Below are 13,612 nucleotides of genomic sequence, written 5' to 3'. Positions count from 1 at the left end.
AAGCGGTGGTATTGTTTGTGTGTTTTGGTTTGCTGCACGTTTTGCACTGCCACAAAAGAGGAAAATAGCTATAAATAAGGATTTTGTGTGACCGCAACTAATGAAACCATTGACCTAGCTGCCATTGTTGCTCGTGCGGCTGATGAGAAGCAAGCAACGAATATCGCTGTTGTGGATGTGTCGGATGTTATGGCGATTGCGGAAGTATTTGTATTAGCTTCTGCCGATAACGAGCGTCAAGTACGAGCCATCGTCGAAGAAATTGAAGATCAGCTTACTGCTGTCGGGCAAGAGCCTAAACGACGTGAGGGGAATCGAGAAAACCGCTGGGTATTGCTTGATTATGGCATGTTAATTGTTCATGTGCAGCGCAATATCGAGCGTGATTTTTATGGTTTGGATCGACTCTATCGGGATTGTCCACTCATTGAAGTCGAGGGCGTGGAGACAATGCAGCGTGATGAGGATTGGGCGGACGATATTGATGTCCGTACTGTAGAGTCTTTGGACGATATTCCACTTGCTGCCCCAGAACCTCAAGACGAGTTATAACCTATGCCGCGACGGTTACTTCTACTGCGACATGGGCAAACGCAATATAATGCCAATAAGCGTATGCAAGGTCATCTTGATACAGAACTGGCGGAACGCGGCATTGCACAAGCCCAGTTAGTGTCAGATTTCTTAGCGAGTCAGCCTATTAAAAAAATCATTGCGTCTGATTTGCAGCGTGCTAGAGTCACTGCAGAGATTATTGATCGCAACATTGGCGTTGGGGTAGAGATCGATCAGCGTTTGCGTGAAACTAATTTGGGGCAGTGGCAGGGGAAAACTCACGAGGAAGTAGATGCAGCTTATCCTGGTGCTCGGGCGCGGTGGCGCAATGATGCTTCGTGGACTCCGCCTGGTGGTGAATCTCGGCTCAGCGTCGCTCAGCGTGCTCGTGCAGTGATCGACGAGTTAGTGGCCGATTATCCACAATGGGATGACGAGGATACAACAGTACTTGTTGTCGCGCATGGTGGTACCATTAGCGCGCTTACCTCCTCTTTGCTGGAATTGCACCCTAGTCAATATCCACTTTTTTCTGGTCTTGGCAATACATGCTGGTCAGCACTGATAGCGCGTCCGCGTTTTGGTTGTGCCCCTGCAACAGATGAGCCTGTGCAATGGTATCTTGAGGGCTGGAACATGGGGGTCTACGCTACTGACACAGCGCCAAGTGCCGATCAATAATTGTGGCACCAGTGGATGAGCCGTTATCCACAAGCAAACTAATGCAGGTCAGAGGGTTTTCCACAGAATATCGTGCTCTATTGCCCTGCACGTTTTTGCTTTCGACGCACAACCTTTACTCTTGTGCCCATGGGGCGGGTATATGAACGAGTAAAAGAATTAGCACGACCAACTGGGCAAGAAGATGTGCTTAATGTGCAACCACTACCACCACGCTATGCACTATCTGGTCGCCAGCTTATAGGGGTAGCGATTTGTGCATTGGCAATAGTAGGAGCACTCTTTTTCTTCTCTGGTACCTCTGTACCACAACAAGTAGTGCCACCAGCAGAAATAACTCCATCTGCGGCAGGTAATTCTGTGGCAGATAATAGCGCACTGCAATCAACAGCGCCATCAGCAACGGAATTGGTGGTTTCGGTTATTGGAGATGTGTCTAGGCCAGGCTTGCATACGCTGAGTCCACAGGCAAGAGTAGCCGATGCACTGAGCGCAGCTGGTGTTTCGCAGGAGCGATTTCACGAACCACGGTTTCATGCCCTCAACCTTGCACAGCAACTTCAAGACGGAAAACAAGTATATGTGCCGTATCCAGATGAGCCTATCGTCGCGCCGCAATCGGATGCAGATAGTGTGAGTGCTGAGAGCGGGAAAATAAATATCAACACAGCAAGTGTCGAACAATTGCAGACTCTTAGTGGAGTCGGGCAAAAAACTGCGGAAGCTATCATTGCGTATCGGCAAAGCATTGGTGCGTTTAGCAGTATTGATCAATTGCTTGAGATCAAAGGAATTGGTGCTGCTAAATTTGCTCAAATAGAAAACCAGGTCACATTATGAATGACCTGCGTCTGGTACCTGCTGCATTGAGTGTTTGGGTAAGCACCTTTGTTATGTTGCGAACTGGTCAATGGTGGTGTGCGGCAGCAGTAGTAGCGATAGGAGTCTGCCTATGCGCATTGTGGGATAAAATGCAGGCTGGTGTGGTGGGGCTTGGCGGTTTCTGTGCCTTAGTGTGCGTGGGAATAAAGATAAATGTGTTGCAACGTAGTGGATTGGCACATCAATTACCACCTACTATGATGGTGCGGGCGCAATCTCGACCTTTTCAGACGGATTCTGGATGGATTATCGAGGCTCGCTTTGCCCATAGTCCCGGTAGCATACCTATTTTTTATCGCGGTGCACATATCTCGCAAAGCAGCTGTTTATATCCGGGAGCACCTTTTGTGGTGAGTGGGAAAGCAGTCGCTACAGATAAGGCTGTGCTATTGAAGCATATGTATATTGCGAGTGATATACGGTGTGTGGAACAGACAGAACCCACGATATGGGAAAAATATGTTCAGCTTATGCAGGGAATAAAGGATAATTTCTTATCCGCCGTAGGGCACTATATTGATGATGATGCAATCGCTGGTTTGTATGCTGCGATGGTTATGGGGGATACGAGTTTACAAAGCGAATATGACAAACAAATATATGCTGCAACAGGATTAGCGCATTTAAGTGCGGTATCTGGCGGTAATGTGGCAATCATTACGACGACTGTCATGCTTCTGCTTGGATTATGCGGTTGTAGTCCACGCATATGTGCTGTTGGTGGGCTAGTTTCCTTGATACTATTCGCTTTATTTATTGGGTATGAGCCTTCGGTGATACGGGCAAGTGCCACCGGAGCAGTGAGCATGGTGGCTGCATTGAGTATTACGCGAGCACCACCAATACATACGTTGTCTCTTTCTGTTATTGGCATTGTGGTGTGGGATAGTGACATGGCAAGCAACTATGGGTTCTTGCTCTCTGTTTCTGCTACTGCTGGGATTATCGTGCTTAATCCGATCTTTTATCGTGTTTGCGCCAATATACCCTGGTGGCATATCCCCGATGTAGTAAATAGAACAGCTGCAGTGGCATTGGCTGCTGAGATGGCGACCATTCCTGTTATTGCTGTGATGAACCATACGCTATCTCTGGTGAGTTTCTTCGCTAATGTTTTAGTTGCAGCGGTGGTAGCACCAATAACTGTGTTGGGTTTGCTTGCAATTGTGCTGAGTAACTGTGGGTTTTTCAGCGGCGTAGCCTATATTCCGATAGCCTTGTGCCAACCATTAGTGCGTTGGATATATTGTGTTGCCGAGCGCGGTTCTCAATTACCCTACGCACACATTTCCTTATCGCAGGGGTGGGTAGGGGTGGCGTGGAGTGTGTTGCTGGTGGCCTGGGTTATCTCTTTGGCATTATTTTATGGTTCCCGAAAGAAAAGACCTGAGGAAAGATCTTAAGGAAAAGTTTAAGTGGGATTGTGCTCACTTATTTTCTAGACTGAAGTGAGCACAAATGAGCAAGTAGCGGGAGCATAATGATTCAGCAGTCACATCTTATCCTCGGCGATGAGGAGTTTTTGGCAGAAAGAATACGTACTGAGCTGATTGCTCAGATAAAAGAGCAATCATCGTTGGGTGATAACATTGTTGTTTCACGGTTGCGTACCGGAGATGTTACGTCGGCGGAAATGATTGAATTGCTTTCGCCTTCACTTTTTGGTGAAGATCGCATTGTTATTTTTGAGGAAGCGCAAGACGCAGGTAAAGAACCCATACAGCTTGTACTTGAAGCAACACATAACCCCACCCCAGGTGTTTATCTGATTATCATGCACAAAGGTGGTGGTCGCGCTAAAGCTGCCGTCGAAAAGCTCAAGAAATATACACAGGTGCATGAGGTTGCAAAGCTCAAAGCGCATGAAAAGTCTGCGTGGCTTATGGCAGAGTTTCGTCGCTATGGGCTTTCGCCTACTCCCGACGTCATCAATGCGCTGCTTGAAGGGGTTGGCTCAGAGCTGCGTGAGCTTGCTAGTGCTGTGTCGCAATTGGTTTCTGATACTGATGGCAAGGTCGATGTAGCAGCTGTTCGACGATACTACGTTGGTGTTGCTGAGGTTTCAGTATTCGATATTGCAGATTTTGCTTGTTCTGGCAATGCTGTGCGTGCTTTATCGGCAACACGGCGGGCTTTGCAATTGGGGATTAGCCCTGTTGCTTTAGCTGCTGCGTTGAGTAGCAAAGTGTCAGCTATTGCCAGGTTGTATTCTACTCGGGGCAGAATCAATGGAGCGGCATTAGCTGGGCAATTGGGTATGCCGGTTTTTGCTGTGGAGAAAACGGCTAAAGTGGCGCGGCGGTGGAGTGGTGATGCGGTGAGTCGGGCAGTCATTCTTATGGCTGAGCTTGATGCGTCGGTGAAAGGACAGCGTGGTGGCGATGAATCCTTTGCCGTGGAGGACGCTGTGCGAAAAATATCACAGCTCGCGGGGTAACTCCTTGCGTTAGGAAGGTCGGTCAAAGAAAGGCTGGGAAAACAATGAGCGATATACATAGTGAGGAAGAACTAGAACAAGTAGCTGAGTTTGCAAGCAGGCTTTTTGATTTGGCTCGCAGCAATGATCCGCAGGCGAGTATAGATTTGGCTGCCTATATTGATCAGGGCGTTGATGTTGATTTGATGAATCATGAGGGTAATACGTTTGCAATGTTGGCTGCTTATTGTGGTAATGCCCAGACATTGCGGGCGTTGATTGCTCGTGGCGCAGATGTGAACAAGCTCAATGACAGGGGACAGTCGCCGCTTGCCGGGGCTATTTTTAAGAAAGAGATGGAGATTATTTCCATTTTGCTTGCCGCTGGTGCCGATCCTTATGCGGGGCACCCGAGTGCGGTGGACACGGCTCGTATGTTTGGGATGGATGATTTATTTACATTTTTAGAATGAAATGTATGTTATATCCATCGAGACGCTACTATGTGATCTAAGCAATAAATCTTTGCTTCTTATGTGTCCTCTAGATTTAGCGCACCATGACAGGAGATTCTTTGTGTTTTCAACCCAAAGACCACTAAGCCAGCTCAAACGTCTCATAGCGGTAATAGTTCTGGCGACGATGATGCTGTGTGGCTTGAGTGCTTGTGGCACAGAAGATGATAAAGGATCTGTGTATTTCCTCAACTTTAAGCCAGAAGCTGATGAAACTTTCCAAGCAATAGCTCGTGAGTACGAAAAAGAAACAGGCGTGCCCGTGAAAGTGGCTACAGCTGCCTCCGGCGAATATGAACTAACGCTCAAAATTGAGATGATGAAGCGTCATTCGCCCACGCTTTTTAATGTCAATGGCCCTGTTGGTTTGCATAAATGGTTGCCCTATACCGCAGATATTTCTGATGCAGAGTTTGTCCGCAATCTCAAAGACGACAATCTTGCACTCAAAGGCGATGACGGAAAAACTTATGGCGTGCCCTTGGCAGTAGAAGGCTATGGAATTATTTATAACCAGGAGATTTTTGATAGATATTGTGCATTGCCAGGTGCCAAGGTAGCGTCGGCGGCACAGATAAATAATTTTGCCACTCTGAAAGCAGTGGCGGAAGATATGCAGGCTCGCAAAGATCAGCTTGGTATTCAAGGTGCTTTTGCTTCTACATCACTAGCATCAGGTGAGGATTGGCGTTGGCAAACTCACCTGACCAATATCCCCATTTACTATGAACTCAATGAACAAGGCATAAGTGATACAAAGGACATTAAGTTCACATATAACCAGGAGTTCAAGCAGATTTTCGACCTGTATCTCAATAACTCCACTATTGATAAAAAATTAGCGCCCTCGAAGAATGTAACAGATTCCCTTTCTGAGTTCGCTCAAGGAAAAGCCGCCATGATCCAAAACGGCAATTGGGCGTGGAGTCAGATTTCTGGGGTAAAAGGCAACATAATCAAAGAGGACAACATTAAATTCTTACCCATTTACACTGGTCATGCCGGCGAGGAAACTCAAGGGCTTGCAGTAGGTACTGAAGTATCACTAGCAGTTAATGCGCGAGCCACTAAAGCAGATCAACGAGCCACAATTGAGTTTGTGAATTGGCTTCTTTCTTCCGACGTCGGTAAGCGCTATGTCTCTGAAGATCTTGGGTTTAACGCACCTTTTACTACCTTTGGTCCAGACGACATTCCGAGTGATCCGCTTACCGCGGAAGTAGCCAAGTATGTTTCTAATGAGCAATTGCGGACTATTCCCTGGATTTTTACTATCTATCCTTCCCAAAAATTCAAGGACACCGTGGGGCAAAGCATGGCGCAATATGCTTCTGGTAGTGCTCAGTGGCAGGACGTCGTCGACGTATTTGTTGATGAGTGGAAAGCAGAAAAAGAGGAGCAATAATGAGAACTCTCAAAAAATACTTTCCCATTTTTGTACTGCCAACACTCTTGGCATTTTTGATAGCGTTCTTGGTGCCTTTTATCCTCGGAATCGGATTATCGTTTACTAAGTTCACGACCTTCAGCGATGCGCAGTTTGTTGGACTTGAGAATTACCGTCTTGCCTTTGGCGGGCGTAGTGGTTTTGATAAAGCATTTGTGTTTACCCTCTTGGTGGCACTGGTTTCAGTGCTGAGTGTGAACATTTTTGCTTTTGCCCTGGCATGGTTATTGACTAGGAAACTGGCGGGCACAAATTTCTTCCGCACTATTTTCTTTATGCCCAATCTCATTGGCGGAATTGTCCTTGGTTATACCTGGCAAGTGCTGGTTAATGCGATATTGGCAAAGTACGGAACCACTATTGTTGCTGATTCTTCCTTTGGCTATTGGGGACTGGTTTCTTTGCTGAACTGGCAGCTCGTAGGGTACATGATGGTTATTTATATTGCGGGCTTACACAGCGTGCCACGAGAGCTCATCGAATCAGCATCCCTCGATGGGGCAGGCAAGTGGCAAACCCTCAGGCACGTGACTATCCCCATGGTGATGCCCGCCATTACTATCTGTTTATTCCTTACCCTCGCCAATACCTTCAAGATGTATGACCAAAACCTTGCGCTGACTAATGGTGCACCGCGCTCGGAAACGGAAATGGTGGCGCTCAACATTGTACGTACCATGTTCTATGAAGTAGGAAAAGAGGGAATAGCGCAAGCTAAGGCTGTGATTTTTGTGGTGATTGTGGCTGTGATTGGAATGTACCAGTTGCGTGTGACAAGGAATCGAGAGGTAGAAGCATGAGTACGCGTAGCAGTATAAAAAATAGCAGTATAAAAAAGAAGAACACCAGTGAACTTGGTACCTCAAGTCGAGTGCTCATCTACCTCATTCTTATTTTCTTAGCTCTCGTCTTTCTTGGTCCTATTCTTTTTGTGCTGATTAACTCATTTAAGGCAAAGTTCTCTATCGCCGATAACCCCTTTGCCTTACCACTGGGCGATATGTATGTGGGAGTAGAAAACTATGCCAAGGGATTGGCAGTATCGGGTACACTCTCGGCAGTGCTATGGTCAGCAGTGATTACAGTGCTCTCAGTTATGGCAATTGTGTTCTTCTCATCAATGACTGCATACTATATTGCCAGGGTGCGCACGTGGTGGACCAAGGCACTGTACTTTGTCTTTGTTTTTTCTATGGTTGTCCCATTCCAAATGGTCATGTTTCCCAGCGCAAAAATTGCGGATTTACTCTATCTAGCAAATCCGCTGGGTATGGCAGTGCTGTATCTTGGGTTTGGCGCTGGGCTATCGGTGTTTATTTTTGTGGGATTCCTTAAAACTATTCCCACAGAAATAGAAGAAGCTGCAAGTATAGATGGTTGTTCACCACTGCAAATCTACTTCAGAGTGGTGCTGCCCATGCTCAAGCCCACCATGATTACTGTGGGCATCTTGAACACAATGTGGATCTGGAATGACTATTTGCTGCCTAACCTGGTGCTTGGTGCGGGAAGTAAATACCGCACGATTCCCATTGTGCTGCAATTCCTAGTTGGTTCTAATGGTAACCGTGATATGGGAGCCATGATGGCTATGCTGGTGTTAGCGATTATCCCTATTGTTATTTTCTATGTCCTTGGGCAGAAATACATTATCGAAGGGGTAGCTGCAGGCGCAGTTAAAGGATAATAATGCCCAAACCCACTAAGCAGCGCACCCTTTCCGACTCCTCATGGTGGCACCTGTTTTCCCTCGCCACCGACGTCATCCTCATCAATTGGCTTCTCATCTTATCCGCAGTGCCAATGCTGAGCATTGGTGCTGCTATCCATGCCGCGGGCACGCAACTCATTAAACTTCAAGCAGGCCAACAACCACGAACACTCCAACTCCTTGGCAACTTCTTTCGAGAACTTTTTTCCTGGAAAACCACCCATTGGCGCTACGCAACAGGCTCTTGGTTGATTTTGCTCGGGATTTTTCTCCTCAGCGCTTATGAAATAGCGGTGATTACTCGTGCCGGTCTAACCAGAACCAGCACAATTGTGTGCCTTGGTGCGGTATTCTCCGGCGTGGCACTAAGCATAAGTATCATGATGTGGGTGTGGTTATTGTTGTGCCAGCGCCAAGAGCACTACTCATTCACCGGGTTATTGTCCCGTGCAATTCGCTGTTTTCTTAGCGACGCACCTGCTAGCTTGGTGGGAGCATTATTGTGGTTTGTGCCGGCTATTGCGATATATCTCTACCCGCCGGGGTGGCTGGTCGTCGTGGGTTTTTACGCTGTTATTGGCTGTGCTTTGACGCTATACTTATTTCAACTTTGTGCATTACGAAAACAACTGTGATAATTCCTAAAGCCCAAAACCCCTGCTCGATATGACTCATGTGCCATATTGAGCAGGGGTTTTGCGGGAAATAGTAACCTAGAACATTTATAACTAGGAAACCCAAGAATTAGGACATCTTGTTAAAAGCGTGTGCCATCTTAGATTTCTTGTTCGCAGCATTGTTGCGGTGGAAAACACCTTTGGTTACTGATTTATCCAAGGCACGGGAAGCAACACGCAATTGTGTTTCTGCAGCAGCTTTGTCGCCAGCTTCAACGAGTGCACGGAACTTACGAATCTCGGTGCGAACCGCAGAGCGGATAGATTGATTACGACGACGAGCCTTCTCGTTGGTGAGAACGCGCTTCTTCTGTGACTTGATATTTGCCATGATTACCTCTTTATCTCTTACTTATGCCGGCGCTCGTATTTACTTCCACACTTAAGGTGGTTCTGCGTCAAGGATGAACCCAAGGTCCTGTTCATCTTAGGTGGCGCACGAAAAATATCAGCGACGAACGTGAATAAATAGCAAAGAGAAACTATAGCACGCTTGGCGTGAAAAAGAAAACAACTACCTCTATGCCTTATTTATGCTTAGGCTTGTATTCTTATATCCAGCCGTACTCGGCGCGAAGTCGGTTAGCGATTCGCTCAAAACGACTCCGGGGAATGATAGCGCCTTGTCGTCGAATAGCTATTTCTGGTACTCGAATGATTTTGTCTAGGCGCACCCAGTTTTGTTTGCCGCTTTCATCCCACGGTCCTACGCCGATGTCGAGCCATGAATCTTCTTTATCGTGCTCGGGGTTAGAGGAGGTGAGTAAGCCAAGAACTTCAGCACCGTGGCGGGCAATAACCACTAATGCTCGTTCTTTCTTTTTGTTCGTGGGGGCAAAGAACCAGACGATTTCCCCTGGATCTACTTGTCCATCCATGTCAGGGGCGTAGATGATATTGCGGGCACATTCACTCGAAGAACTTACCTGGCAGTCAATGTATTTATGGACATTATGCTCTGCGACGGGGGAGTGATTTTTTTTATGCAAACCAAGGCGTTCATTGAGCGCAGACAAACCAGTATCAAGCGGATTTTGTTTAGTGCCGCGTTGCGTTTTATTTTTTGCCCACAGCGATTTCAGCTGTGACCCAACACGAAATTTGCTGCTCATAGTGGTTTCACCTTCGAGTGATGGCTATTAGCCGGGCATTATCTGAGAAAATACCTAATCTATTTTTAGATTTCCCTAGTCTAGCACGATCTTTTTCTGTTTACCTGCCGAAAGCCTAAAAATTCTTAATGCGCTAATTGTGTGGATTGGTATCCAATGGCTATGACAGCTGCTGCACAACACCAAAATGCTGCTAATCCGATTGGCACTACTATTCCTGCGGAAGCATAATGCAAGGCAACTGCCATGGAGCATAAGGAGAGGATTCCGCCGAGTCTCGACAACGCACTGGATAATGATGTGATAGCGCCAATTTTTTCCATAGGGGCTGCTTCGTTAATTCCAGCGCGACAGCTATTGACAATAATTGTGCAGATGAAAATAAAAGCTGAGTATGGGATAAGTGAGGCGATCCCGGTGGACATCAGGCTGGCATAAAGGAGTAGCAGGATTGGGATAGATATGAGAAAAGGATGTGCAAAAAGAAATCGAGCAAATCGACTCTGTTTAGAAAGGAATCCGGCGAGAAAACCGATTGCCTGGAAAGTTAAATAGAGGAAAAGAAATGTATTTTCGCTCAGCCCTTTATCCAAAAAACTCCCTTGCCACAGTTGGAAATGAATTTGGATAATGCACTGCAAGACAGTCATGAGCACAATATAAAATTGCACTGTCGACGATTCTCGCACGGTATGGAAACTTTCAGATATATGCGATCTGAATAGTTGTAGTGATGTGGTGTTGTGCCTTTCCCGTTTGACGTGTGTTTCTGGGATCTGGAACCATAGCAGAACAGAAATGATGGATAGTACGGCTAGTAGTGCAGAGATGAGATAAATGTTGTATCCGATGGTGGTATAGAGAATGCCACCGAGGGTGCCGCCGATAATCATTCCGCTGATATCAATTTGACTGCTGCGGCCGACTAGCCAGGAAATGCGTTGTGCTGCTTGTCTTTGGTCTAGTGCTGTGGCTTTTGCGTTATTGACTAAGGCTGCGTCGAGAGTGCCAGAATTCAGTGATGCCGAAAGGGCATAGATGCCCCAGGCGATCATGAGGATTACCGGCCCTGTGCCAGCAAAAACCATCAGAAAGAACACAGCAAGAATAATTTTTGAGGCGATGTAAAGAGTTTTGCGGTTGACCAGGTCTGCAATGACGCCACTGGGGAATTCGGTAAGGAGAATGACTAGGCTAAAAAGCGCTTGCATGACAGTTATTTGTGGCAGTGTCATGCCTTTATTCAGTAAGAGTGGGGTCAAAATTGCATGGGGCATAGCCATCGCGGCGGATACCAGGCACGATGAGACGAAGAAAGAATGTGTGCTTGAACGTCGGTGGGCTATGGAAGAAGAATACATCGTGCCTGATAGTACCTAATGTCTGCTTTGTACCATAAATGCGGTAGTGTGATAGCGGAGTTCGATTAGCGTTGAGGAAAAGGAACTGCATGGTGAACAATTACGCAGAAAAAACTTTTACGGATATTAGTAGAATCCGAAATTTCTGCATCATTGCCCACATTGACCACGGTAAATCCACCTTGGCTGACCGTATTTTGCAATTATCGCAAGTTGTCGATGCTCGGGATATGCGCGATCAGTATCTAGACAATATGGATATTGAACGCGAGCGTGGCATTACGATTAAAGCCCAGAATGTTCGGTTGCCGTGGGTTCCGCAGTCGGGTCCTTATGCGGGGGAGGAAATCGTCATGCAGATGATTGATACCCCTGGTCACGTGGACTTCACCTATGAGGTATCGCGTGCGCTTGAAGCCTGTGAAGGCGCAATTTTGCTGGTCGACGCCGCCCAGGGTATTGAAGCCCAAACTTTGGCGAATCTCTATTTGGCGATGGAAAATGACCTGGAGATTATTCCGGTGCTCAACAAAATTGATCTGCCTGCTGCCGACCCTGACAAGTATTCTTTGGAAATCGCCAATATCATTGGGTGCGAACCAGAAGATGTGTTGCGCGTTTCCGGTAAAACCGGCGAGGGTGTGGCGGCACTCCTGGATAAGGTTGCGGAGCTGGTACCAGCACCAACTACTGAGTATGACGATGAAGCCCCAGCGCGCGCTATGATTTTCGATTCTGTCTACGACACCTACCGGGGCGTGGTGACCTACATTCGTATGATTGATGGCAAACTCTTGCCACGCCAGAAAATCAAGATGATGTCTTCTGGCGCAGTGCATGAGCTGCTAGAAATTGGCATTGTGTCTCCTACACCCAAAAAGTGCGATGGTCTAGGACCTGGTGAAGTAGGGTATTTGATCACTGGAGTGAAAGACGTGCGCCAATCAAAGGTGGGCGATACCGTCACGTGGGCACAACATGGTGCCCAAGAACCTTTGCAAGGTTATGCGGAGCCTAAACCTATGGTGTACTCGGGTCTGTTTCCTATTTCCCAGGCGGACTTCCCGGATTTACGTGATGCTCTTGAAAAATTACAGCTTAACGACGCTTCGCTGAGCTTTGAGCCAGAAACATCTGTGGCGTTGGGTTTTGGTTTCCGTTGTGGTTTCTTAGGTCTGTTGCATATGGAGATTACCCGTGACCGCCTAGAGCGCGAGTTTGGGTTGGATCTGATCTCCACAGCACCGAGTGTGAGTTACCGGGTGGTATCCGAGGATCTCACTGCACACCAGGTGCATAATCCTTCTGATTGGCCGGCTGGCAAGCTCCATGAGGTATGGGAGCCTATTGTCAAGACTACGATTATTGTGCCGAGCGAGTTCGTCGGTAGCACGATGGAATTGTGCCAATCAAAGCGTGGTCAGATGGGTGGAATGGATTACCTGTCTGAGGATCGGGTGGAATTGCGCTACACCATGCCTTTGGGCGAGATTATTTTTGATTTCTTTGATTCCTTGAAGTCGCGCACCAAGGGTTATGCGTCGCTGAATTATGAAGATGCGGGTGAGCAAGAAGCCGATTTGGTGAAAGTGGATGTGCTGCTCAATGGTGATCCAGTGGATGCCTTTAGCGCTATTGTGCATCGTGATTCTGCACATTGGTATGGCAATAAGATGACGAAAAAACTCAAAGAGCTTATTCCACGCCAGCAGTTTGAGGTGCCGATTCAGGCGGCAATTGGCTCGAAGATCATTGCGAGAGAAAACATTAGAGCAATGCGCAAAGATGTGTTGGCTAAATGTTATGGTGGCGATATTTCGCGTAAGCGTAAGCTGCTAGAAAAGCAGAAGGAAGGTAAGAAGCGCATGAAGTCCCTGGGGTCGGTGTCAGTACCGCAGGAGGCTTTCGTTGCTGCCTTATCTACCGACGAAAACTAATGTTTTTGTCTCCAATGGTGAAAGGCTAAAGCGGGTGTGCATGATTTTATTCATGCACACCCGCTTTGCGTAGAGTTTAGGGTTTAGTTCTCGCCGATTTTACCGTCGATGGTGTCGCGTACTTTCTTTACCTTGTCTGCTTTATCTGCACCAAGTTTGTCAGTAGCGAGCTTTTCTGCCTGGTCAAGAACTTTATCAGAGGTTTCTTCATTCTTGAGTAGGTCTTTTGCTTTGTCGAAAATACCCATAGTGTAATCTCTCCTTAAAACATGAATATGGGAAAACAACTAACACAAGCCAGTGTGCCATAAAATGCAG

16 protein-coding genes are annotated in these 13,612 nt (G+C 47.1%); 12 read left to right on the top strand and 4 right to left on the bottom strand.

Annotated elements, in window-relative coordinates; translation table 11 throughout:
* Nucleotides 1–87 precede the first annotated feature (87 nt).
* The 10 genes from rsfS to EML15_RS02920 all read left to right on the top strand — a co-directional run bounded on the left by rsfS (nt 88) and on the right by EML15_RS02920 (nt 8,842).
* Entirely contained in the window at nt 88–552 is a 465-nt protein-coding gene (gene rsfS, locus EML15_RS02965; protein WP_144273343.1) for a ribosome silencing factor, read from the top strand.
* A gap of 3 nt (nt 553–555) precedes the next feature.
* Entirely contained in the window at nt 556–1,236 is a 681-nt protein-coding gene (locus tag EML15_RS02960) for a histidine phosphatase family protein (RefSeq protein ID WP_144273342.1), read from the top strand.
* Between the two features lie 129 nt (nt 1,237–1,365).
* Entirely contained in the window at nt 1,366–2,076 is a 711-nt protein-coding gene (locus tag EML15_RS02955) for a ComEA family DNA-binding protein (RefSeq protein ID WP_144273341.1), read from the top strand.
* The gene (locus EML15_RS02950; protein WP_144273340.1) at nt 2,073–3,521 is read left to right on the top strand and encodes a ComEC/Rec2 family competence protein; all 1,449 of its coding nucleotides are present in this window, start codon (nt 2,073–2,075) and stop codon (nt 3,519–3,521) included. Before EML15_RS02955 ends, EML15_RS02950 begins: the two co-directional genes overlap by 4 nt.
* Before the next feature lie 77 nt (nt 3,522–3,598).
* Complete coding sequence (gene holA / locus EML15_RS02945) at nt 3,599–4,555, top strand: DNA polymerase III subunit delta (protein WP_144273339.1); 957 nt, start codon at nt 3,599–3,601, stop codon at nt 4,553–4,555.
* A gap of 44 nt (nt 4,556–4,599) precedes the next feature.
* Nucleotides 4,600–5,007 carry an ankyrin repeat domain-containing protein gene (locus EML15_RS02940; RefSeq protein WP_144273338.1) on the top strand — a complete coding sequence of 136 codons (408 nt, stop codon included), beginning with the start codon at nt 4,600–4,602 and terminating at the stop codon, nt 5,005–5,007.
* A 103-nt stretch (nt 5,008–5,110) separates the two neighbouring features.
* On the top strand, nt 5,111–6,454 hold the full coding sequence (locus tag EML15_RS02935; protein WP_246846892.1) for an ABC transporter substrate-binding protein: 1,344 nt from the start codon (nt 5,111–5,113) through the stop codon (nt 6,452–6,454).
* Nucleotides 6,451–7,296 (top strand): sugar ABC transporter permease, encoded by an 846-nt coding sequence (locus EML15_RS02930; protein ID WP_144273469.1) that lies wholly within the window; start codon nt 6,451–6,453, stop codon nt 7,294–7,296. Before EML15_RS02935 ends, EML15_RS02930 begins: the two co-directional genes overlap by 4 nt.
* Nucleotides 7,293–8,183: a carbohydrate ABC transporter permease gene (locus EML15_RS02925; protein WP_144273336.1), complete on the top strand. Its 891-nt coding sequence runs from the start codon at nt 7,293–7,295 to the stop codon at nt 8,181–8,183. The genes EML15_RS02930 and EML15_RS02925 overlap by 4 nt, the downstream gene beginning before the upstream one ends.
* A 2-nt stretch (nt 8,184–8,185) precedes the next feature.
* Entirely contained in the window at nt 8,186–8,842 is a 657-nt protein-coding gene (locus EML15_RS02920) for a hypothetical protein (RefSeq protein ID WP_144273335.1), read from the top strand.
* A gap of 109 nt (nt 8,843–8,951) precedes the next feature.
* On the opposite strand, the gene rpsT is transcribed toward EML15_RS02920, so the two are convergent.
* The 3 genes from rpsT to EML15_RS02905 form a co-directional block, all read right to left on the bottom strand.
* Complete coding sequence (gene rpsT / locus EML15_RS02915) at nt 8,952–9,215, bottom strand: 30S ribosomal protein S20 (RefSeq protein ID WP_144273334.1); 264 nt, start codon at nt 9,213–9,215, stop codon at nt 8,952–8,954.
* A gap of 220 nt (nt 9,216–9,435) precedes the next feature.
* A complete protein-coding gene (locus tag EML15_RS02910; protein WP_144273333.1) occupies nt 9,436–9,996 on the bottom strand; it encodes a type II toxin-antitoxin system PemK/MazF family toxin in 561 nt (186 codons plus the stop codon).
* A 125-nt stretch (nt 9,997–10,121) separates the two neighbouring features.
* A complete protein-coding gene (locus EML15_RS02905) occupies nt 10,122–11,273 on the bottom strand; it encodes an MFS transporter (RefSeq protein ID WP_246858118.1) in 1,152 nt (383 codons plus the stop codon).
* Between EML15_RS02905 and EML15_RS10110 the strand changes: the two genes are divergently transcribed.
* Together EML15_RS10110 and lepA are read left to right on the top strand one after the other, a co-directional pair.
* A complete protein-coding gene (locus tag EML15_RS10110) occupies nt 11,230–11,376 on the top strand; it encodes a hypothetical protein (protein WP_246847024.1) in 147 nt (48 codons plus the stop codon). The genes EML15_RS02905 and EML15_RS10110 overlap by 44 nt on opposite strands.
* A 70-nt stretch (nt 11,377–11,446) precedes the next feature.
* Nucleotides 11,447–13,294 carry a translation elongation factor 4 gene (lepA, locus tag EML15_RS02900; RefSeq protein ID WP_144273331.1) on the top strand — a complete coding sequence of 616 codons (1,848 nt, stop codon included), beginning with the start codon at nt 11,447–11,449 and terminating at the stop codon, nt 13,292–13,294.
* Nucleotides 13,295–13,377: 83 nt separating this feature from the next.
* Here lepA and EML15_RS02895 read toward each other — a convergent pair whose 3' ends face one another.
* Entirely contained in the window at nt 13,378–13,542 is a 165-nt protein-coding gene (locus tag EML15_RS02895; protein ID WP_144273330.1) for an antitoxin, read from the bottom strand.
* Nucleotides 13,543–13,612 lie beyond the last annotated feature (70 nt).

The organism is Corynebacterium sp. sy017 (assembly GCF_017918135.1).
Lineage (GTDB): Bacteria > Actinomycetota > Actinomycetes > Mycobacteriales > Mycobacteriaceae > Corynebacterium.
This window is presented reverse-complemented; position numbering and strand designations above follow the sequence as displayed.

Excerpts from the sequence above, each read along its gene's own strand:
- EML15_RS02960 (WP_144273342.1), top strand. The coding sequence starts at position 556 with ATGCCGCGACGGTTACTTCTACTGCGACATGGGCAAACGCAATATAAT.
- EML15_RS02955 (WP_144273341.1), top strand. The coding sequence starts at position 1,366 with ATGGGGCGGGTATATGAACGAGTAAAAGAATTAGCACGACCAACTGGG.
- EML15_RS02950 (WP_144273340.1), top strand. The coding sequence starts at position 2,073 with ATGAATGACCTGCGTCTGGTACCTGCTGCATTGAGTGTTTGGGTAAGC.
- holA (WP_144273339.1), top strand. The coding sequence starts at position 3,599 with ATGATTCAGCAGTCACATCTTATCCTCGGCGATGAGGAGTTTTTGGCA.
- EML15_RS02940 (WP_144273338.1), top strand. The coding sequence starts at position 4,600 with ATGAGCGATATACATAGTGAGGAAGAACTAGAACAAGTAGCTGAGTTT.
- EML15_RS02925 (WP_144273336.1), top strand. The coding sequence starts at position 7,293 with ATGAGTACGCGTAGCAGTATAAAAAATAGCAGTATAAAAAAGAAGAAC.
- EML15_RS02920 (WP_144273335.1), top strand. The coding sequence starts at position 8,186 with ATGCCCAAACCCACTAAGCAGCGCACCCTTTCCGACTCCTCATGGTGG.
- rpsT (WP_144273334.1), bottom strand. The coding sequence starts at position 9,215 with ATGGCAAATATCAAGTCACAGAAGAAGCGCGTTCTCACCAACGAGAAG.
- EML15_RS02910 (WP_144273333.1), bottom strand. The coding sequence starts at position 9,996 with ATGAGCAGCAAATTTCGTGTTGGGTCACAGCTGAAATCGCTGTGGGCA.
- EML15_RS10110 (WP_246847024.1), top strand. The coding sequence starts at position 11,230 with ATGCCTTTATTCAGTAAGAGTGGGGTCAAAATTGCATGGGGCATAGCC.
- EML15_RS02905 (WP_246858118.1), bottom strand. The coding sequence starts at position 11,273 with ATGCCCCATGCAATTTTGACCCCACTCTTACTGAATAAAGGCATGACA.
- lepA (WP_144273331.1), top strand. The coding sequence starts at position 11,447 with ATGGTGAACAATTACGCAGAAAAAACTTTTACGGATATTAGTAGAATC.
- EML15_RS02895 (WP_144273330.1), bottom strand. The coding sequence starts at position 13,542 with ATGGGTATTTTCGACAAAGCAAAAGACCTACTCAAGAATGAAGAAACC.